Raw genomic sequence first — 19,892 nt, 5'->3', positions numbered from 1 at the left:
CGCGCGCTTCAGGCGACCGCACCCGGCGGCGCATGGCGTGCCAGGAACCGATCCAATTGGGCAGCGAACGCTTTGCTATCCTGTGGGGCGTACGGTGCCGGACCGCCAGTAGCGATGCCCGAGCCGCGGAGCTGGTCCATCACCTCACGCATCGTTAGGCGCTCCTGGATATTCTCACGGCTAAACCAGCTTCCTCGTGGGTCGAGCACATAAGCGCCCTTGTCTAGGGCAGCGGCGGCAAGCGGTATGTCCGCCGTAATCACAAGGTCACCGTCGCTGACCAGTTCGACGATACGGTCATCGGCGGCGTCGAAGCCCGCCGGCACTTGCAGTGCCCGAATAAAACGGGAAGGCGGCGTACGCATATACTGGTTCGCCACCAGAGTGACGCACACTTCGACGCGCAGCGCGGCCCGATACAACATTTCCTTGACGACAACCGGGCAGGCATCTGCGTCAACTAATACTTGCATCTCGGTATTTCCACTCGAGGGAGGGAACGTTCATCTTACTGCCTGTACGCGTCTCGATGGGAACGCTACGCAGGCCGGCGGGCTGTCGATTACCGGTACGTGCGCCGGCAACAGTCCCGTACCAATGCAGACCGCCGCGTCGCCGGCGCTATGCGCTTGTACGTTGCTATTGGGTATCCGTTTAGTCCGGCGATAGGCGACCCAAGGCAGCCGGCCCGGCGAGTGGCTGCTTTGCGTCCGGTCTTCAGTCGAAGACAGGACGTTGAGGTCCGTATAAACGCTGCTAGACTGCGGACGAAGCACCCCCGCACAGAACTCAACCGTTGGGCATAGTGACATGACCGAATTCCCTCTAACGTTTATCAGCCAGACCGAATGGGAAAGCTGGTTAGGGCAAAACGGCGGCACTTCGACCGGAGCATGGCTGCGCCTAGCGAAAAAAGGCGCCGAGCAGCCAACCGTAACGTACGAACAGGCGTTGGAAAGTGCCCTCTGCTATGGCTGGATTGATGGTCAAAAACAGGCAGAGAGCGAAAAATACTGGTTGCAACGCTTCACTCCACGCTCCGCAAAAAGCATCTGGTCCAAACTTAACAAAGACAGGGCTGAAACGCTGATCGCGGCAGGCAGAATGCGCCCACCTGGCATGAGGCAGATCGAGAAAGCTAAGAAGGACGGCCGCTGGGAGGCAGCTTACACGTCGGCCAGTAACTCGATCGTGCCGGACGACCTACAGGTAGCCTTGGACGAAAATCCGGGAGCCAAGAAGTTCTTTGCAACACTGAATAGCCGCAACCGCTATGCCATCCTGTTTCGCGTACAGAATGCCAAAAAGCCAGAAACACGGGCGCGTAAAATCGAGGAGTTCGTCAACATGCTGAACCGTGGTGAAGCCTTCTATCCCTAGATCCTTTCACTTCTGATGGAAATATTGCCGAATGGACATGCAACCTCTAATGACCGCGTCGTCCGAACTTCGGACATTGGCTAGCCGCCGCGTGAACGTCTCATACTGGCCGGCATCCGCCAATTGAGGTGAAGGCAACGGTCGATGCTTCCCGACCCTTCTGAGTCGCTCGGCAATTCTCCGGCGAATGGCCGGAGCGGCCGGATGCCGTCAAGCGAATCGTGTCTGGTCGGGGGCCGGTAAGGGCTCATAGGCCGTCATCCATATTGGATGCGATATCGATATTTGCACTCGCCAAGGATTTCGGTCATAGAAGTCCGATTTCCCTCGCGCGTGCCACGGCCTGCATCCGGTTGCCTGTGCCCAACTTGCCATTGATGCGGCGCAGGTGTGTCTCGACGGTGTTTTCCGAAACAAACAGCAAGCGCGCCAGGGCCTTGTTGGAATGGCCATCGGCGACACGCCGGATGATCTGGAGTTCACGAGGGCTGAGCAGGCCTTCCTGTTCGCCGCGCACGTGCGTCCCGCGCTGCGATGAGGCCTGTGCGGCCTGTATCAGTCGCTCAAGGTACCGCGGATCGAAGACATGGTGCCGCGATGCCAGCGATGCCAGCAGTGGTTGCAGATGCCACGGCTCATCGGCAAGGATCCGGAGCGCCTGCCACGCCTGGCCCTGTGCCAGGGCGCGCTCAAGCCAGATCTGTGCTTGCGCTGACCGGCCCGCGGCATGGTGCGCCTGCGCCAGCAGCCAAGCGAGGCGTACTGCACGCCGCGCACGGCCGCTGCTCTCTGCAAGGCGTAGTGCGGCTTCGACGCGTTCCACATCGGCTTCCTCGTCGGGGGCAACCAGCGCAATGCGAAAGCTGGCGATCTCGAGATCGTCGAGGTCGTCTGAGTCGTCGAGGTCGTCTGAGTAACGCATCAGGGTACCGGAAGGTGGCGCCAATGACGCCGCCACGGCCAATGCATGCCTCGCGCTGGAGACATCACCCGCCAGTAAGGCAAGACGGCTCCTGTCGACGGCGGCCGCCATGCCCAAGCGCGCAATGCCGCGTGCGTCGCCAAGTTCCTGGAGTGTGTTGAGCTGGTCCAGGGCCTTGCCGGCGTCGCCGCTCAGCCACGCGATGCGGGAAGCGAGCCGATGGGCGACGATCAGGTGGTCCGGCAGGCAGGTGTCGCGAATCAGGGGCAGGTAATCGCTCAGCAGCGCGTCGGCGGCGCCGCTGTCGCCAAGTTCGTAGAGTGCTTCAGCCAACAGTGTGCATGCAACCGGGCCCGAGCTCGTGTAGCGTTGCCCGCTGGCAACGATGCGGTTCAGCATGGCACTGAAGCGGGCAAGGCCGTCACGGACATTGCCCTGCAGCATGTCGATCATGCCTTCGATGCAAGCGCTGTAGGTCAATCCGTAAATCGCGTTGATGGATTCGAGCTCGCGCTTTGCCTGCAGCAGGGCATGCCGGGCCGGGACAAAGCGTCCCTGCAGCATATCGCCGTACGCCACCGCGTTGTGGAGCAGGCCGCTGACAAAGGGCGACGCGGGCCCCGCGCCCGCCAGGGCCGTGCGCGCCGCCAGGACAGCATCGTCCATCCGGTCGAGCCAGGCTGACAACATGACCCGCAAGACGGTGACGTCTTCCTCGTGGCTGGCTCCGGGATGCTTCTCCAGCGCGCCCAGCAGGCGTTCCGCGGCGGCATACCGGTGCAGGAAAACCATGGCGTACGCGGTAGCGGCCAGCACGGCAGGACGCCGTTCAAGTTCGGCGTGTGGCAGCGTGTCCGCCCACTGCACCACCAGGGCCATTTGCCCGCCACGTACATAATCCATGCCGCAGCGTTCGAGCAGGTCGGCGGTCAGCGCAGTATCGCCGGCAGCCGAAGCATGCGCGATGGCCTGGGCGTAACGGGCCGTCGATGCAAGCCAGTTCGCCGCGCGCACATGCAGCCCGGCCAGTTCCTGCGCGGCGGTGCGCGAGAGTTGTGCACGAAGGAACTGCCTGAACAGGGGATGGTATCGATACCAGTCGCCTTCGGTCTCGATCGGCAGCAGGAAGAGATTGCCACTGACGCTCTGCGCAATCCAGTCCGCGCTGTCCGCGCTCCCGAACGCCGCATCGCAGAGCTGGGGGCAGATCGCCTCGAAGATGGATGAGCGCAGCACGAAGCGGCGATGGGGCTCGGACAGCCTGGACAGCACGTCTTCGGCCAGGTACTCCGCGAGGTTGCCGGTTGTGCCGGAAAGCTGCTGCAGCCACGCGCGCGAGTCTGTGCGCCCGGCCAGTGCCGAGGCCGCGAGCTGCAGCGCCGCGGGCCAACCTTCGGTGCGGGCCTGGAGTTCGCCCAGGTCCGCATCCGCCATGCCGATGCCACGGCAGCCAGTGATGTAATCGCGGACTTCGCCGGCGCTGAAGCGCAGCATCGGCGCGTCGATTTCCAGCAGGCGCTGTTGCACGCGCAGGCGCCCGAGCGGCAGGCCAGGCTTGTGGCGTGAGCCTAGCACCAGGCGCTGGCCCGGGCCAAGACTGAAGGCCAGCTCGCTGAAGAGGGACAGCACGCTGCTGTCCTTGACCAGCTCGAATTCATCCACGAACAGCACATAGGGTGTCTCTACCCGGGACAGCACGTCGAGCAGCTGCCGGGCGGATCCTCCCGGCAGCCCCCGGGAGGCATCGATCCACTGGCCGGTTGACGGTGCTTCTCCCAGCGAAGGCAGTGCCGTGTGCAGGGCTGCCCAGAGATAAGGCGTGATCCGGCCCAGGTCGTTGTCAGCGCTGTCGAGATTCAGCCAGCCAGCCGGCACGCCGTGCTGCCGCGCCGCAACCAGGAGCTGTCGCATCGCGGTGGTCTTGCCAAAGCCGGCTGGGGCGCAGACCAGCGTCACGGCGGCGCGGCTGCCAGCCCACGTGGCAGCAATGGCACTTCGCTCGACGCCTGGCCCGTTCTCACCGGGCGGCGCCAGCTTGAGCGGATTTAGCGGAGGGGCGGAAAAAAGATCGTTGCCAGGGAGCATGGGCACGGTTCGACGTTGGCGGCACGTGGGGCGGGGCGATCACGCGGTCACCAGCGTACCGCGTCCCAGCGCTGGCCGCCAGTGGCATATCAGGCACCGCACCGGCAATCACGGATTTCCGTGACACCGCGCCAGCTACCGATTCACGGTTCAGCGTGATGCAGGCGGAAGTCAAGGCGCCCTAAGCTTCAGGCACAGAGATCGGACGCACCGTCAGACGTACCGACCAGACACCTGAACACAAGGAGACACGCCATGAATGCCACGGCCACCCCCAACGTCGAACCGGCAGCCATGCCGGCATCCCCAAAACCCAAGCTTGGTCCCCTTGGCGCGCAGCCGGCGCTGTCCGAGACGGCGGCCATGGTCCAGGAGACGGTGCACCGTTTTGCCGAGGAGGTGCTTCGGCCGGTCGGCATCCGGCTCGACAAGATGACGCCCGACGAGGTGATCGCGTCCGACTCGCCGTTCTGGAAGTCGCGCAAGCAGTACCTCGACCTGGGCTTCACCATCGAATCCATCTTCGAACTCGAGCCGTCCGAGCGCGCCCAAGTCCTTTGCGTGTTGTTCGAGGAACTGGGCTGGGGAGACGCGGGCCTGGCCATCTCGATCGGCGCCGGCCTGCTGCCCGCTTTCATGGCGGCCGCATTTGGCAATCGCTTCCTGATGGAGCGCTTCCCGGACACGATGCTTGGCTGCTGGGGCATCACCGAGCCGGACCACGGCTCGGACTCGCTGGATGCGAACCGCATGATCTTCCATCCCCAGGGCAACTACGGGCGGCCCAACTGCGTGGCAACGCTGGACGGCGATGGCGTCGTGATCAACGGCCAGAAGTCCGCGTGGGTCTCCAACGGCACCATTGCCGAGGTTTGCATCCTCTACTGCGCCGCCGATTCCGGCAACGGCCCGGACAGCCGGCGCGGCTGCGTGGTCTATGTACCGATGGACGCACCCGGCGTCTCGCGCGGCAAGCCGCTGGACAAGATGGGCCAGCGCGCGCTCAACCAGGGCGAGATCTACTTCGACAACGTGCGCCTGTCGAAGGACTACCTGCTCGCCGGCCCCGATGACTACCTGACGGCGGTCTACGCCATCCACACCTTCGCCAATTCGATCATGGCCACCGTATTCACCGGCACGGCCAGGTCCGCGTATGAGCTCGCGCTTGACTACGCCCATGAGCGCAAGCAGGGCGGCGTGCCCATCATCCGTCACCAGTCGGTGGCCCACCGCCTGTTCCATCTGGCACGTAAGGTGGAATGCTCCCGGGCACTCGCCCAGCGTGTCGTGCACTACAACCTGACCAACGATCCGCCCGCGCTGCATGCCGGGATGATGGCCAAGGTCACCTCGACGCAGCATGCGTTCGAAGTGGCCAGCGACGCGCTGCAGATCTTCGGCGGCAATGGTCTGACGCGCGAGTACCCGATCGAGAAAATCCTGCGCGATGCGCGGGCGTCGCTGATCGAGGATGGCTGCAACGAGGTCCTGGCCATCAAGGGCGGGGCCTACCTGGTCGACGAGGAGCGTGTGTGATGGGCACGACTGAGGCTGGCGTGGCAGACGGCACCGCGGCCACGCGCGATGAACTGATCCTGGCTAACCTGATTGCCAACCGCGTGGAATCGGAGCCGGACCGCGACGTGCTGACTTTCGACCACGAAGGCGGCCCGGCCGAGGTCAGGACCTACCGCCAGCTCTGGGAGAATGGCTGCCGCATCGCGGCCGCCCTCGAACGGGCAGGCATGGCGCCAGGCGACAGGTTTGCGCTGCTGATGCAGAACCACCCCGAGTTCGTCGACGCCATGGTCGGCGCATCGATCAGCGGTACCGTGTTCGTGCCGATCGATCCGCGCACCCGTGGCGACAAGCTCGCTTACATGCTTCGCCATTCGGGCTGCAGGGGGGTCATCTGTGCCGACTATGCGCTGCAGACGCTGATAGCGGTCAGGCAGGACGTCCCGGACCTGACATGGGTATGGCTGCTGGAGTCCGATTCCTCGAAGGTACTGCCGCTGCAGGGTGACTATCCGCGAATGGCGGATATCCTGGGCGCGGCGGTTACCCCGCAGACTGTCCGCAGCGTGGATCCGCTGGCCCCGATGCAGATCATGTACACCTCGGGCACCACCGGCGATCCCAAGGGCGTGGTCATGCGGCACGCGCGCTATGGCGCCGCTGCGGGGTGGGCGCCGCTGTTCGGCTATGTACGGGATGACCGGCCCTATACCGGTCTCTCGCTGACGCACGGCAATGCGCAGATCGTGACGCTGGCCGCGACGCTCAAGCTTGGCATGCGAGCGGTGTTCAGCCGGCGCTTCACCAAGTCGCGCCTGTGGGACGTTGCCCGCAGGTATGGCTGCACCACCTTCACGCTGCTTGGCGGCATGACCACTGCGGTCTACAGCGAGCCGCCCAAGGCCAACGATGCGGACAACCCGGTGCGCTTTGTCATCAGCGCGGGGATGCCCGCCGCCATCTGGGAAGCGTTCGCGAAGCGGTTCGACGTGCGTATCGTCGAGTTCTACGGCGCGGTGGAGGGCGGGCTTTGCGTCAACCTGGGCGAAGGGCCGGTTGGCAGCATCGGTAAGCCGCCGCCTTTTCTCAATGTCCGGGTCGTCGACGAGCAGGATCGTGATGTACCGGCAAACCAGCCAGGGGAACTGATCTTTCAGCCTGCCAACGGCACGCCGGCGGACGTGGTCTACCTGCACAACCCCGACGCGTCCGCGAAGAAGACCAGCGATGGCTGGCTGCGCATGGGCGATATCGGGCACCGCGACGAGCAGGTCATCGCCGAATGCGAAGACGTGGCTGACGTCTATGTCTACGGCGTGCCGGCGGCATCCGGCGCACCCGGCGAGAAAGACGTGGTCGCCGCCATTGTGCCGACAAGCGGCAGGGAGCTTGACCCGCAGGTCCTGTTCGAGTACCGGCTTAAACCACACAAATGACAGGGCAAGTCATGCCCACCATGATTCTCAGGAGACCCAAAATGAGTACGGATCAATATGAAGTCGTCGTCTATGGTGCAAGCGGCTACACCGGCAAGCTAATTGCCTGGAAACTGGCCACCGCCGGCATTCCCTTCATTGCGGCCGGGCGCGACCAGGCACGCCTGGAGGCGCAGATGGCGCTGGTTCCGGAACTGGAAGGCCACGACTACCGCTGCGTGGGCGTGCGGCACGAGCACGCCGACCTGCTGACCTTGTTCACCGGGCGCAAGGTCGTCATCAATGTGGTGGGGCCTTTCATGCAACTGGGGCTGCCGGTAGTCCAGGCGGCACTGGAGGCAGGTGCACACTATCTCGACACCACCGGTGAGCAGGACTGGATGCTGCTGCTGAAGCGGGAGTTCGGCGAGAAGTTCCGCCAGCGCGACCTGCTGCTCTGCCCCGCGAACTCCTATATGTGGGCCGAAGGCGTACTGGCCACGGAGCTGGCGCTGGAAACGCCGGGCATCGACACGCTGGAAACCGTGTATCTGGCCGACTCGCAGGTCAGCGTGGCATCGACCATGTCGTTCCTACGCATGTGCACCAATCCGCAGTACCGCATCCAGGACCGCGCGCTGGTCGAATGGCCTTATGCCACGGCTTACACCGTCAATGTGCCTGGCGAACACGTCGCCATCATGGCCTTGCCGTGGAGTGGTGGTGGCGAGCCGGTGTGGTATGAGGGCGACGAGCGTGTTCGCCATGCGCGCACGCTGGTGTCCTTCAAGAACCAGGACGCGTTCCAGGCAGTGTTCGGCATGCTGGAGAAATTCGAAGCCGACTGCCGGCAGTTCCCGCATGAGGAGCGCGAGAGGATCACCAATGACTGGGGCAAGGGCATGACCACGGTGGAGCCCCCGCGCGAGAACCCCAACGTCAATCGCTGCGTGCTGTCATGCTTCGGACGCGGCAACACGGCGACGGTATCGGTCGTGCTGCGTGGAAATTCACCCTATGCGCAGACTGGTGTCTTCAACGCAGAGGCAGCCCGGCGCCTGCTGGCCGGCAAGCAGAAGGCCACGGGCTTTGCATCGCCGGCGGCGGCTTTCGGCGCGCGGGAACTGATCGGTGCCCAGGCGGAGCAGGGCTACCTGGCGTGGAACGTCACGCAGCTCTGAAGCGGAAATGACAGGACGGCGCAGGTGCGGAATGACTGCACGGCGCCATCACCTCGGGGGAAACATAATGAGCGAGACGGTTTATATCGCCGGCGTCGGCATGACGCCATTCGGCAAGCAGATCGACAAGAGCATCAAGGACCTGACGCGCGAGGCCGTGACGTCAGCTCTGAAGGACGCGGGCTGCGAGGCCCGTGCGCTGCAAGGCGCCTTCTTTGCCAACTGCACGCAGGGGCATATGGAGGGCCAGGACATGATCCGCGGCCAGATCGCGCTGCGCACCATGGGTATCCAGGGCATCCCGGTGATCAATGTCGAGAATGCGTGCGCCAGCGCCAGCTCGGCGCTGCACCTGGCCGTCCAGTACGTCAAGGCGGGCGCCGCCGATATCGTGCTGGCAGTGGGTGCGGAGAAGATGTTCTCCACCGACAAGGCGCGCACGCTGAGCGTGTTCGATGGTGCGTGGGACGTTCACGACAAGGAAGCCGGCACCGCCCGGCTACTGGCCATGGGCGAAGGTGTGGAAGTGCCGGATGGCTCAACCTCCCCCAAGCCCTACAGCGTGTTCATGGACATCTATGCGGCCATGGGCAGGATGCACATGCGGGAATACGGGTCGACGCAGCGCCATTTTGCCGCCGTCTCCGCCAAGAACCATCGGCATTCCGTCCACAACCCGCTGTCGCAATACCGCGAGGCCTACACCATCGAGGAAATCCTGGCCGCGCCGCCGATCACGTTTCCGCTGACACTGCCGATGTGCTCGCCCATCAGCGATGGGGCTGCCGCTGCCATCGTGTGCAGCGAGGCGGGTCTTGCCCGGCTCAACGGCAGCCGCAGCCGTGCCATCCGCGTGCTCGCATCCGTCGTGGTGACCGGCAGCGACCGCGCACCGGCACAGCTTGCCGATCACCTTGTGCGCAAAGGGTCGGCCGACGCATACCGGATTGCAGGGGTGGGGCCGCGCGATATCTCGGTCGCGGAAGTGCATGACGCCAGCGCCATCGGCGAAGTGATCCAGGTGGAGGCGCTCGGCCTCTGCGAACCTGGCGAGGGGGGGCTGGCAGCGGAGCGGGGCGATACGAGTATCGGCGGGCGCATCCCCGTCAACACCTCCGGCGGCCTGGAGTCCAAGGGGCATCCAATCGGCGCCACGGGCCTTGGGCAGGTCTATGAGCTGGTATCGCAGTTGCGAGCAGAGGCAGGCGCGCGTCAGGTGGACGGTGCACGAATCGCTATCGCCGAGAACGGCGGAGGCCTGCACGGCGTGGAAGAGGCAGTGGCCTGCCTTACGATTCTGGGCAGGTAATCGGGCAATCGGCGAGGAGGAGGTGGTATGGCATCCGTTCAAGCACCTGTCGGGATCGTCGCGCGTCAGGGCGCTGCGGTGCCGCACCGGCTAAGCGCCGAGCTTTCCGAGTTGCTGCGTGAGGTACGCGACGTGACCGCATACGCCCGCCGGGCGGGGCTGGAAGCGGTGCAAAGTGGTGGCGCCAGCTATGAGGAATCGCTCGGCCTACTGTTCGAGGACTGGATGCAGAGCACATCGCGCAGGCGGCAGATCGTGAGCTTTGCCTCGGCGGCGGACCTTGGCGTGCCATTGGGGCGTCACCGCGAACGGTGCAAGGCCTTCGTCGACGAGGCCGGCATGCTGTCATGGCGGGCTCTGTTCTTGGTGGCGTCAACGCGGATGTGCCGGGCCGAGCGCCGCCGGCATCACGGCCAGCTGCCGTCAAGGCGGACGTGGCTCGGCGCATCTGTCCATTTCCTGCGCGACGTTTCGGTGCGTCCGCTGCGGGAAAACCTGGCTCAGGCGCAGCGGTGGTCAGCCGTTTTCGGGCTGGACGCGGATCGCCGGCTGCGGGCATAGCGGCAATGCCCGCTAGCTAGTGTGCCCTGGTAGTGGGTTCGAAGTCCTTGCGTGGTATCCATAGCCCGAAATACACGTCTGACCGTTCGCTACCATTCAGCGGGCATTCGTGGAGCTGAGGCCGGATGGGCCGCTTGTCGCGCCGAATCGGTCATCGACACAATGGGATCGACTGACTCAAACTGGCCGAACGCGGCCCTCGGATCAGGTCTTTCCCCAAAAGAGCGGCGATGAGCTTTTCTGCCTTTATGCCGGTCACGTCGACATCTGAAACTCGATGCCCGCCTTGTGGAGGCGCGCAAAGATGTCCCCCACTTCGGGGTACCAAGCCTCAGGCATGTCGACCTGCAACCCTAGCCCGCCGGAGCTGATGCTGCGATCCAGATAGTTTCGCTCGTCGTCGGTGATTTTTACGATTGCCAGAAACCGGATGATGTCGCTTGTGGCTTGCTCGGCTGTACCTCCCTGCGTCAATAGGTGCACGCAGTGCTTTCGGATGTAGGCAAGCGGCACCACGTGCTCGTTGTAGGTTCCTCCATTCTTCCCCTGGCCCGTCGGTACGTCGTACACGCCGCGAAGGAAATACTCGAAGCAACGCGTGTCGGAGTCCATGCCTCGAAGGCTTAGGTAGCGAGCCAGTCGGACGAAGGAGCGCTTCCTCATCGCTGCTGGATCGCTGACCAAGGTGAATGGACGTGAGGCGGACGAGCACATGATGCCCAACTCGGAAAGGTCATCGTCGTCGACCGCAGGCGCAAGGCCTCGGTCACAGCAGTATTCAACTAACGCCACCGATGCCTCTAGCAACCCCATCCGCCGAGTCTGGAAACACTCATGGAGTATGAGTTTCCGAATCTGAAGCGGCGCGACCTGCGAGGACGGGCGCAGAAGCTTCATGATCTTCGTGTGGCCGCTATTTCCTTCCTCCCACATTTCCGAAAAATAGCGGACGGATTCGAAGACGGACCGCACGAACGAGACACGAGCCGTGGTGTCTTCGTTCTCGAACGCCTTCGTCAACCGGCGAACGCCATCTAGGCGAGGGGTTACCACATCCTGATGTTGCAGGGCATTGAGAACTGCCTCTGTGTCTGAGTAGGGCAATTTCAGGGTGCGTTGCAGAAGGCTGGTCGAAACCCGTTGTTTGGAGAAAAGGATCGCCTTGGCGGCTTCGATTTGGTCGTGCGTGATGTTGGTCATGGTTTGAGGATGGTGTCACGGCGAATACCGGCCGCTAACAGCACTGAGTAGCTCCTAACCTTCCCACTGTTACAATTTTCTCCGCCCGGATTCTATATGCGACCGTCAGCGGGTCGTCCGGTGGACGACTCAAGATGGCCGGACTCTGACTTCGGCCCTCCGCCAGGGCCGGCTGTCTCAGACCGACCCAAACCTGCCATTGGGCCTGTCATTTCATCTCGGTTCGTTGCTGCGATCATCGCGGGTACGGCGATCTATCGATTCGAACGCCGCCGGTGCGGTCCGAGTATGCCCTGATAGCCAACGCGGATCTTGGCGTAGTCCACAGCATAGTCCTCGCTGATTGACACCCTCCCAAACCTCCCCGACAATCTGCTAGTCACCTCAAACAAAGGTGATCGGGCGTGGAAACCCGGAAAACGTAGGCGGACAGCCGCTATTTGCGGCTTTTTTTGTGTCCGTGCGTTCGTGCGCGCGTAGTATGACTACGGCGGGCCGGGCGGGGCAGCTTTCGGGCTGGCCGGTTCCTACGTTCCGGTTTCCACCCTCGCTGCGGGCCCGCCACCCTCACGTGGAAATGAGCGGCGGGTCTTCCAACCCAAACTAGGAAGCCGCTATGTCTGACACCCTCGCTCGCTCCGAGCAAATCACCTACGTCGATCCACCCGAGCGCACGCTCACCCTCTCCCGGCAATCCGACCTGCTCGCCGACCTGATCCGCATCACCTTCCCTGCGGACACCCCCACAAAACTAAGCATCCAGGAACTAGCCTACCAACTAGACGCGCTGCGCAACGACGCCCAAGGCATCGCGCAAGAAAGCTGCGCCGATCTACTACGCGTAAGCGCAGGCCTTGGCTCCGTTCTAAGATTGCTGGATTACGACAGTGACGAGGTAGAGGATAGTCACGGCCTGCATTGCTTGCTGACGCCGTTGAAGCAGCAGTTGGATGCGGCTTTGAATCGGGTGCAAGGGTTGCTTTGAGGCAGAGGGGAGGGGGCTTGTGGAAGGGTGAGATGCGTCGCTCTTGCTAGCTCCCGCCCTCTCCCCCGCCCCTCTCCCGCAGGCGGGAGAGGGGAGACAACAGAGCGGAGGTTGAAACGGCTCTGGTGTCTTTGAACCAAGGCGACGAGCGCCGCCCGGTTTATCAGCTACAGCTTACTTGATACCCAACCGCCACAACGAAGTCACCTCAGCCGCACGCGCAGCGTGCAGCGGGTCGCTCATGTCCGCAGCCTTCGGGTGGTTCGGCTTCACCTCCAGCCGCCCCAGCACCTTCAGCCCGGCTTCATCGATCCAGCCCAGCAACTGGTCCCGCGTACGCAGGCCCAGGTGTTCAGCCAGGTCCGACAGCAGCAGCCAGCCTTCGCCCTTGGGCTCCAGGTGATCCGCCAGCCCGGCGATAAAGCCCTTCAGCATCTGGCAGTCCGGGTCATACACCGCGCGCTCGATCGGCGAGTTGGGGCGTGCCGGTACCCACGGCGGGTTGCACACCACCAGCGGGGCGCGGCCTTCGGGGAAGAGGTCGGCCTCAACGACTTCCACCTGGGCAGCGGCCTTCAGGCGGTGGATGTTGTCGCTGGCGCAGGCGAGTGCGCGCGGGTCCATGTCGGTGGCGATGACGCGCTTGACGCCGCGCTGGGCCAGCAGGGCGGCCAGCACGCCGGTGCCGGTGCCGATGTCGAAGGCCAGGTTGAGGGCGCCGGCGGGTAGCTGGGCCTTGGCGACCAGGTCGATGTATTCGCCGCGCACGGGGGAGAACACGCCGTAGTAGGGGTGGATGCGTTCGGCCAGGGCGGGGATTTCCACGCCTTTTTTACGCCACTCGTGGGCGCCGATCAGGCCGAGCAGTTCGCGCATGGAGGCTACGTACGGGGCGTCGACCTCGCCGTAGGCTTCAAGGCAGGCTTCGCGCACATCGGGCGAGCGGCGCAGGGGCACGAGGTGGTCGGCGTCGAAGGGCAGCAGCAGCATGGAGAGCGTGCGGGCGCGCTGGGACTGGGCCTGGCGGTGCAGGTGGAAGGCTTCCGTGGGGGTGGGCTTGGCCTTGGGCACCTTGGATGCCTTGGCGGCTTTCTTGGGCTTGTCGGCGCGGCGGGCCAGGGCTTGCAGCAGCTGGCGGGCGTTCTGGAAGTCGCCGCGCCAGAGCATGGCGGTGCCTTCGCAGGCGAGGCGGTAGGCGGTGTCGCCGGTGGTGGTGTCGTCAGCGATGACGACGCGCTTGGGCGGGGGCGTGCCGGCTTCGGATTGCCAGTTTGCGCTGCGTTCTTCGCCGTCTTCGGTCCAGTGGATGGTGGCTTGCTCTGTCATATGGTCTTTCTGGCTGCCTTGGGGCGGCCAATGGTTGTGCTGCGTTGTGCTGATAAGTCTGGCCAACCGGGGTTGGCCATTCAAGGTGATCCGTCCCCGCGCTGCGCCGGTGGCATATCCGGGGCGCCGTGGCGGGGCTGGCATGGCGCGGCTGGTGGCTGTCTGTCTCTATATAGCGTCAGCCGCGCAGGATGGGGTAGTGATCGTGGTAGCGGTGGTAGCGGTGGTAGCGGTAGTGGCGGTGTGTCAGAGTTCGTAGGCTTCGTGCTCGCCCGACATGGCTTGTTCTACCAGCTTGCGGTTCAGCGTCGGGGAGAACAGCTCAATAAAGGTATACACAAAGCTGCGCAGGTAGGCGCCTTGCTTGACCGCAAGGTGCGTGACATTGGTGCCGAACAGGTGGCCGGCGGGAATGCCGCGCAGGTTGCGGTCGCGCTCGGCGTCAAAGGCCACGCCGGCGACGATGCCTACGCCCAGGCCGATCTCCACGTAGGTCTTGATGACGTCGGCGTCGATGGCTTCCAGGATGATGTCGGGCTTGAGGTGGCGCAGCTCGAAGGCTTTGTCGATCTTGGGGCGGCCGGCGAAGTTGGGATCATAAGTGATGAGTGGGTAACCCATCAGGTCTTCCAGCGCCAGGTGCTTCTTTTCCAGCAGGGGGTGGTCGGGTGGCATGACGATCACGTGCTGCCATTGGTAGCCGGGCAGGGAGATCAGGTTCTTGTCGGCCGAGATGCCTTCCGTGGCGATCCCGATGTCGGCGTGGTCGTGCAGCACCATGTCGGCGATCTGGGTGGGATTGCCCTGTTGTATGGAGAGGCGCACTTTGGGGTAGCGCTTGGTGAACTCCGCGATCACGCGGGGCAGGGCGTAGCGTGCCTGCGTGTGGGTGGTGGCGATGGTGAAGTTGCCCTGGTCCTGGGCGGCGTAGTCCTTGCCCACGCGTTTCAGGCTTTCCACTTCCTGCAGGATCTTCTCCACCGACTCCAGGATGCGGCGGCCGGGCTCCGTCAGGCTGCGAATGCGCTTGCCGTGGCGGGTAAAGATGTCCACGCCGAGCTCTTCTTCCAGCTCGATGATGGCCTTGGAGACACCCGGTTGTGATGTGTAGAGCGCTTTAGCGGCTTCGGTCAGGTTGTAGTTCTGACGTACGGCTTCGCGCACAAAGCGGAACTGATGCAGGTTCATATAACTGTGTTCGTATAAACAAAACAACTTCTTATTAGTTTGAGATATGAGGGCAGTTTATTACGATTCTCGAACTTTGTTAATGAACCGTCGGAACCTCCGTGTGCTTGCCTCACTTTTAGGCAGCAACGGGCGCTTGCCGGCCAGGTGAACCCTAATGTCTCTTGCCTATACCGTTTCCGGTCTGCTAGTAGGCGTCCTCGTCGGTCTGACCGGGGTAGGCGGGGGTTCGCTCATGACGCCGCTGCTGACCTTGCTGTTCGGCTTTTCGCCGGCTACGGCGGTCGGCACCGACCTCGCTTTCGCGGCAATCACCAAGGGCTTTGGCACGCTGGCGCACCGCGCCCACGGCCATGTGCAGTGGCAGGTGGTGCGCCGCCTGTGCATCGGCAGCCTGCCGGCCGCGGTGGTGGCCATCCTGGTGCTCAAGAGCGCCGGTGAGCTCAACGCGCAGTGGCTGCATGCCATCCGCATGACCATCGGCGTGTCGGTGATCCTGACGGTCTTGTCGCTGCTGTTCCGCAAGCAGATGCTGGCCTGGCTGTCCCGCAACCCCAAATTCCAGCTGGAAGGCCGTGCCCAGACCATTGCCACCATCGCGGTGGGTGCCGTGATCGGCGTGCTGGTGACGGTGTCCTCGATCGGCGCCGGTGCTGTTGGCGCCACCTTGATCTTGTTGCTCTATCCCCGTATGAAGCCTGCCGAAGTGGCGGGCACCGATATCGCCTACGCCGTCCCGTTGACGGCGCTTGCCGGTCTGGGCCATGTGTGGCTCGGCACGGTGAACTGGGCTCTTTTGCTGGCCTTGCTGGTGGGTTCGATCCCCGGCATCTGGCTGGGCGCGCAACTGTCGCGGGCGTTGCCCGAGCGGCTGGTGCGCGCCGCGCTGGCTACCACGCTGACGCTGGTCGCCATCAAGCTCGTCTCCTGAATTTAACGAATACTGAACGGACCCACACCATGTATCAGTACGACCAATACGACCAGCGCATCGTCAACGAACGCGTAGCCCAGTTCCGTGACCAGGTGCGCCGCCGCCTGTCCGACGAGCTGACCGAGGAAGAATTCCTGCCGCTGCGCTTGCAGAATGGCCTGTACATGCAGCGCCATGCCTACATGCTGCGCGTGGCGATTCCGTACGGCCTGCTGTCATCCGAGCAGATGCGCATGCTGGGCCATATCGCGCGCGAGTATGACCGCGGCTATGGCCACTTCTCCACCCGCCAGAACATCCAGTACAACTGGATGGACCTGGAGCGCGTGCCCGACGTGCTGGCCGAACTCGCCAGCGTCGAGATGCACGGCATCCAGACCTCCGGCAACTGCGTGCGCAACATCACCACCGACCACTTCGCCGGCGTCACGCCCGATGAGTCCGTGGACCCGCGCGTGCTGGCTGAGCTGCTGCGCCAGTGGAGCACGTTCCAGCCGGAATTCGCGTTCCTGCCGCGCAAGTTCAAGATCGCCATCTCCGCGTCGGCCGACGACCGCGCCGTGGTGCAGATGCACGATATCGGCATCTACGCGTACCGCAACGCCGAGGGCGAAACGCGCTTGCGCATCCTGGCCGGCGGCGGCCTGGGCCGCACGCCGATCCTGGGTTCGGTGATCAAGGAAGACCTGCCGTGGCAGCACCTGCTGTCGTACGTGGAGTCCGCCATTCGCGTGTACAACCGCTATGGCCGGCGCGACAACAAGTACAAGGCGCGCATCAAGATCCTGGTGAAGGCCATCGGCGCGGAGAAGTTCGCGCAGGAAGTCGAGGACGAATGGCAGCACAGCAAGGATGGTCCCGCCACCATCACGCAGGCCGAGTTCGACCGCGTGGCGCAGTACTTCGCGCCCCCGGCCTACGACAAGCTGGCCGATACCGATGCGTCGTATGAGAAGCACCTGCTGGAGGAAAAGGCCTTCGCCCGCTGGGTGAGCCGCAGCGTGCATGCGCACAAGGTGCCCGGCTACGCCGCCGTCACGCTGTCGACCAAGCCCGGCGCGGCATCGCCCCCGGGAGATGCCACCGATGCGCAGATCGACCTGGTGGCTGACCTGGCCGACCGCTACGGCTACGGCGAGCTGCGCGTGGCGCACGAGCAGAACCTGGTGCTGCCGGACGTGAAGAAGCGCGACCTGTACGCGCTGTGGCAAGAAGCCAAGAAGGGCGGCCTGGCTACCGCCAACATCGGCCTGCTGACCGATATCATTGCTTGCCCGGGCGGCGATTTCTGCTCGCTGGCCAATGCCAAGTCGATCCCGATCGCGCTGGCCATCCAGGAGCGTTTCGACAACCTGGACTACGTGCACGACCTGGGCGAGATCTCGCTCAATATCTCGGGTTGCATCAACGCTTGCGGCCACCACCACGTTGGCAACATCGGCGTGCTGGGTGTGGATAAGGACGGCGAGGAGTGGTACCAGGTTACGCTGGGCGGCGCGCAAGGCAACAAGAGCGCCATCGGCAAGGTGATTGGCCCGTCGTTCAAGGCGGACGAAATGCCGGATGTGGTGTCGCGCATCATCGACACCTATGTGGCCAACCGCCATGACGACGAACGCTTCATCGACGTGCTGGGCCGTATCGGCATCGCCCCGTTCAAGGAACGCGTCTACGCCGACAAGCAACGCGAACGCGCCGAAGCCTGAGCACCGGAGATAACGACATGGCAAAGATTATTCAACTGCAACGCCGCGAAGGCGCCAACCCGGTTCCGGTCATCATCGACGATGCATGGACGGTGCTGCGCGGTGCCGAGGGCGCGGCTCTGACCGACGACCAAATCATCGCCGCCGCACAAGGCAAGGACGCTGTGCTGTTCCCGCTGACCGCATGGCTGGCGCACAAGGATGGTGTTCTGGCCGGCCGCGCCGCCGACATCACTGGCATCTGGCTGGCGCCGGAAGACGAGCCGGCCGACGCGCAGGCCGCGTTTGCCAGCGTGGCCGTGGTCGCGGTGGATTTTCCCGTGTTCCGCGATGGCCGTGGCTTTTCCACCGCCTACCTGCTCCGCACCCGCTACAACTGGTCCGGCCAGCTGCGCGCCATCGGCGACGTGCTGCGCGACCAGCTGAATTTCATGAAGCGCTGCGGCTTCGACACCTTCGCCGTGCGCGCGGACAAGAACATCGAGGACGCCATCAAGGGCTTCACCGAGTTCACCGTGGCCTACCAGGCATCGGTGGATGAGCCGCTGCCGCTGTTCCGCCGCAACCGCGCCGAAGCGCTGGGCAAGGAAACGGTATGAGCGAGATTGCTATCGTCGAGGCTCCGGTCTCGTCACTGCGCCCGCCGGCGCTGTGGACCGCGCCGGAGTACACCGGCAGCGTGGCGGATCTGGAGGCCAAGGAGCGTGAGCTGGGCCTGCGCCTGGCGCAGATCGCCGGCCGTTTTTTCCGCGCCCGCTTTGCGTCCAGCCTGGCGGCCGAAGACATGGTGGTGACCGATGCCATCCTGCGCGGCACCGAGCAGGTGCGCGCCGGCATCCGCGTGTTCACGCTGCAAACCGGCCGCCTGCACGCCGAGACGCTGGCGGTGCTGGACGAGGTCAAGGCGCATTACGGCTACGACATCGAGCGTTTCACGCCGGACCCCGAGGCCGTGGAGAACTACCTGAAGAACCATGGCCTGAACGCGTTCTACGACAGCGTGGAACTGCGCAAGAATTGCTGCGGCATCCGCAAGGTGGAGCCGCTGAACCGGGCGCTGTCACATGCGGACGCCTGGCTGACCGGCCAGCGCCGCGAACAGGCGGTGACGCGCTCGGAGCTGCCGTTCGAGGAAAATGACGAGGCACGCGGCATTCCGAAGTTCAACCCACTCGCCGACTGGAGCGAGGCCGAGGTCTGGGCTTACCTGAAGCGCCATAATGTGCCGGTCAATGCGCTGCATGCCAAGGGCTACCCCAGCATCGGCTGCGAGCCTTGTACGCGCGCTGTGCGCGCCGGCGAGGATGTACGTGCCGGACGGTGGTGGTGGGAGAGCAAGGACTCGAAAGAGTGCGGGCTTCACGAACAGAACATCAAGCATTGAGGCCAGACAAAATGGGCATCATGAACGAACTGACCGGCGCGCCGGAAGTGGCGCACCTGCTGCAAGTGCAAAACGATCACCTCGACAAGCTCGAGGCGGAATCCATCTACATCATCCGCGAGGTGGTGGCGGAGTGCCGCAACCCGGCGCTGCTGTTCTCGGGCGGCAAGGACTCCATCGTCATGCTGCACCTGGCGCTCAAGGCCTTCCGCCTGGGCGAGCGCAAGACCGAACTGCCGTTCCCGCTGGTGCATATCGACACCGGCCACAACTACCCGGAAGTGATCCGCTTCCGTGATCAGCGCGTGGCCGAGCTGGGCGCGCGCCTGGTGGTGGGCCATGTGGAAGATTCCATCAAGCGCGGCACTGTGCGCCTGCGCAAGGAAACCGACTCGCGCAATGCCGCGCAAGCCGTGACGCTGCTGGAAACCATCGAGGCCCACAAGTACGACGCGCTGATGGGCGGTGCCCGCCGCGACGAGGAAAAGGCCCGCGCCAAGGAGCGCATCTTCTCCTTCCGCGACGAGTTCGGCCAATGGGACCCGAAGGCCCAGCGCCCGGAACTGTGGAGCTTGTACAACGCCCGCATGGCGGCCGGCGAGCAGATGCGCGTGTTTCCGATCTCCAACTGGACCGAGCTGGACGTGTGGCAGTACATCGCCCGTGAAGAGCTTGAGCTGCCCCGATCTACTACGCGCACCAGCGCGAAGTGGTGAAGAAGAACGGCCTGCTGGTGCCGGTCACGCCGATCACGCCGAGCAGGACGGCGACGTCAGCGAAGTGATCGTCGGTGCG

General features: G+C 64.0%; 16 protein-coding genes and 1 pseudogene. 12 read left to right on the top strand and 5 right to left on the bottom strand.

Going from position 1 to position 19,892, the window contains the following annotated elements; all coding sequences use genetic code 11:
• Positions 1-8: 8 nt before the first annotated feature.
• The gene (locus tag OR16_RS18790) at positions 9-473 is read right to left on the bottom strand and encodes a YaiI/YqxD family protein (RefSeq protein ID WP_006159520.1); all 465 of its coding nucleotides are present in this window, start codon (positions 471-473) and stop codon (positions 9-11) included.
• A 337-nt stretch (positions 474-810) separates the two neighbouring features.
• Here OR16_RS18790 and OR16_RS18785 point away from each other — a divergent pair, with 337 nt between their 5' ends.
• A complete protein-coding gene (locus tag OR16_RS18785) occupies positions 811-1,380 on the top strand; it encodes a YdeI/OmpD-associated family protein (protein ID WP_043420308.1) in 570 nt (189 codons plus the stop codon).
• A gap of 307 nt (positions 1,381-1,687) precedes the next feature.
• Here the strand turns inward: OR16_RS18785 and OR16_RS18780 are convergent, their stop codons facing one another.
• On the bottom strand, positions 1,688-4,387 hold the full coding sequence (locus OR16_RS18780; protein ID WP_006159518.1) for a LuxR C-terminal-related transcriptional regulator: 2,700 nt from the start codon (positions 4,385-4,387) through the stop codon (positions 1,688-1,690).
• Between the two features lie 255 nt (positions 4,388-4,642).
• On the opposite strand from OR16_RS18780, the gene OR16_RS18775 reads away from it, so the two are divergent.
• The 5 genes from OR16_RS18775 (at position 4,643) to OR16_RS39850 (ending at position 10,374) form a co-directional block, all read left to right on the top strand.
• Entirely contained in the window at positions 4,643-5,926 is a 1,284-nt protein-coding gene (locus OR16_RS18775; RefSeq protein ID WP_006159517.1) for an acyl-CoA dehydrogenase family protein, read from the top strand.
• The gene (locus tag OR16_RS18770; RefSeq protein ID WP_006159516.1) at positions 5,926-7,344 is read left to right on the top strand and encodes a class I adenylate-forming enzyme family protein; all 1,419 of its coding nucleotides are present in this window, start codon (positions 5,926-5,928) and stop codon (positions 7,342-7,344) included. The genes OR16_RS18775 and OR16_RS18770 overlap by 1 nt, the downstream gene beginning before the upstream one ends.
• A 41-nt stretch (positions 7,345-7,385) precedes the next feature.
• The gene (locus OR16_RS18765; RefSeq protein WP_006159515.1) at positions 7,386-8,504 is read left to right on the top strand and encodes a saccharopine dehydrogenase family protein; all 1,119 of its coding nucleotides are present in this window, start codon (positions 7,386-7,388) and stop codon (positions 8,502-8,504) included.
• Positions 8,505-8,571: 67 nt separating this feature from the next.
• Entirely contained in the window at positions 8,572-9,813 is a 1,242-nt protein-coding gene (locus OR16_RS18760; protein ID WP_006159514.1) for a thiolase family protein, read from the top strand.
• Between the two features lie 27 nt (positions 9,814-9,840).
• The gene (locus OR16_RS39850) at positions 9,841-10,374 is read left to right on the top strand and encodes a hypothetical protein (protein WP_006159513.1); all 534 of its coding nucleotides are present in this window, start codon (positions 9,841-9,843) and stop codon (positions 10,372-10,374) included.
• A 255-nt stretch (positions 10,375-10,629) separates the two neighbouring features.
• Here the strand turns inward: OR16_RS39850 and OR16_RS18750 are convergent, their stop codons facing one another.
• A complete protein-coding gene (locus tag OR16_RS18750; RefSeq protein WP_006159512.1) occupies positions 10,630-11,574 on the bottom strand; it encodes a hypothetical protein in 945 nt (314 codons plus the stop codon).
• Between the two features lie 616 nt (positions 11,575-12,190).
• Here OR16_RS18750 and OR16_RS18745 point away from each other — a divergent pair.
• Entirely contained in the window at positions 12,191-12,559 is a 369-nt protein-coding gene (locus OR16_RS18745; protein WP_006159511.1) for a DUF1484 family protein, read from the top strand.
• 174 nt (positions 12,560-12,733) lie between these two features.
• Here the strand turns inward: OR16_RS18745 and OR16_RS18740 are convergent, their stop codons facing one another.
• Complete coding sequence (locus OR16_RS18740; RefSeq protein ID WP_006159510.1) at positions 12,734-13,885, bottom strand: 50S ribosomal protein L11 methyltransferase; 1,152 nt, start codon at positions 13,883-13,885, stop codon at positions 12,734-12,736.
• A gap of 246 nt (positions 13,886-14,131) precedes the next feature.
• A complete protein-coding gene (locus tag OR16_RS18735) occupies positions 14,132-15,073 on the bottom strand; it encodes a CysB family HTH-type transcriptional regulator (protein ID WP_006159509.1) in 942 nt (313 codons plus the stop codon).
• Between the two features lie 157 nt (positions 15,074-15,230).
• Here OR16_RS18735 and OR16_RS18730 point away from each other — a divergent pair, with 157 nt between their 5' ends.
• The 5 genes and pseudogenes from OR16_RS18730 to cysD all read left to right on the top strand — a co-directional run.
• Complete coding sequence (locus tag OR16_RS18730; RefSeq protein ID WP_006159508.1) at positions 15,231-16,004, top strand: sulfite exporter TauE/SafE family protein; 774 nt, start codon at positions 15,231-15,233, stop codon at positions 16,002-16,004.
• 29 nt (positions 16,005-16,033) lie between these two features.
• Positions 16,034-17,713, top strand: a complete 1,680-nt coding sequence (locus tag OR16_RS18725; protein ID WP_006159507.1) for a nitrite/sulfite reductase — start codon at positions 16,034-16,036, stop codon at positions 17,711-17,713.
• A 17-nt stretch (positions 17,714-17,730) separates the two neighbouring features.
• Positions 17,731-18,312 carry a DUF934 domain-containing protein gene (locus tag OR16_RS18720; RefSeq protein WP_006159506.1) on the top strand — a complete coding sequence of 194 codons (582 nt, stop codon included), beginning with the start codon at positions 17,731-17,733 and terminating at the stop codon, positions 18,310-18,312.
• Positions 18,309-19,097, top strand: coding sequence for a phosphoadenylyl-sulfate reductase (locus OR16_RS18715; RefSeq protein ID WP_006159505.1), 789 nt, complete (start codon positions 18,309-18,311; stop codon positions 19,095-19,097). Before OR16_RS18720 ends, OR16_RS18715 begins: the two co-directional genes overlap by 4 nt.
• 11 nt (positions 19,098-19,108) lie before the next feature.
• A pseudogene (cysD, locus tag OR16_RS18710) lies at positions 19,109-19,892 on the top strand (sulfate adenylyltransferase subunit CysD); the annotation flags it as partial.

The sequence above is a fragment of the Cupriavidus basilensis OR16 genome (assembly GCF_000243095.1).
GTDB classification, from domain to species: domain Bacteria; phylum Pseudomonadota; class Gammaproteobacteria; order Burkholderiales; family Burkholderiaceae; genus Cupriavidus; species Cupriavidus basilensis_D.
The sequence above is the reverse complement of the archived record's forward strand: the minus strand, read 5'-3'. Positions and strand labels throughout refer to the sequence as shown.

Excerpts from the sequence above, each read along its gene's own strand:
- OR16_RS18780 (WP_006159518.1), bottom strand. The coding sequence starts at position 4,387 with ATGCTCCCTGGCAACGATCTTTTTTCCGCCCCTCCGCTAAATCCGCTC.
- OR16_RS18765 (WP_006159515.1), top strand. The coding sequence starts at position 7,386 with ATGAGTACGGATCAATATGAAGTCGTCGTCTATGGTGCAAGCGGCTAC.
- OR16_RS18790 (WP_006159520.1), bottom strand. The coding sequence starts at position 473 with ATGCAAGTATTAGTTGACGCAGATGCCTGCCCGGTTGTCGTCAAGGAA.
- OR16_RS18770 (WP_006159516.1), top strand. The coding sequence starts at position 5,926 with ATGGGCACGACTGAGGCTGGCGTGGCAGACGGCACCGCGGCCACGCGC.
- OR16_RS18735 (WP_006159509.1), bottom strand. The coding sequence starts at position 15,073 with ATGAACCTGCATCAGTTCCGCTTTGTGCGCGAAGCCGTACGTCAGAAC.
- OR16_RS18730 (WP_006159508.1), top strand. The coding sequence starts at position 15,231 with ATGTCTCTTGCCTATACCGTTTCCGGTCTGCTAGTAGGCGTCCTCGTC.
- OR16_RS18750 (WP_006159512.1), bottom strand. The coding sequence starts at position 11,574 with ATGACCAACATCACGCACGACCAAATCGAAGCCGCCAAGGCGATCCTT.
- OR16_RS18725 (WP_006159507.1), top strand. The coding sequence starts at position 16,034 with ATGTATCAGTACGACCAATACGACCAGCGCATCGTCAACGAACGCGTA.
- OR16_RS39850 (WP_006159513.1), top strand. The coding sequence starts at position 9,841 with ATGGCATCCGTTCAAGCACCTGTCGGGATCGTCGCGCGTCAGGGCGCT.
- OR16_RS18785 (WP_043420308.1), top strand. The coding sequence starts at position 811 with ATGACCGAATTCCCTCTAACGTTTATCAGCCAGACCGAATGGGAAAGC.
- OR16_RS18760 (WP_006159514.1), top strand. The coding sequence starts at position 8,572 with ATGAGCGAGACGGTTTATATCGCCGGCGTCGGCATGACGCCATTCGGC.
- OR16_RS18720 (WP_006159506.1), top strand. The coding sequence starts at position 17,731 with ATGGCAAAGATTATTCAACTGCAACGCCGCGAAGGCGCCAACCCGGTT.
- OR16_RS18740 (WP_006159510.1), bottom strand. The coding sequence starts at position 13,885 with ATGACAGAGCAAGCCACCATCCACTGGACCGAAGACGGCGAAGAACGC.
- OR16_RS18715 (WP_006159505.1), top strand. The coding sequence starts at position 18,309 with ATGAGCGAGATTGCTATCGTCGAGGCTCCGGTCTCGTCACTGCGCCCG.
- OR16_RS18775 (WP_006159517.1), top strand. The coding sequence starts at position 4,643 with ATGAATGCCACGGCCACCCCCAACGTCGAACCGGCAGCCATGCCGGCA.
- OR16_RS18745 (WP_006159511.1), top strand. The coding sequence starts at position 12,191 with ATGTCTGACACCCTCGCTCGCTCCGAGCAAATCACCTACGTCGATCCA.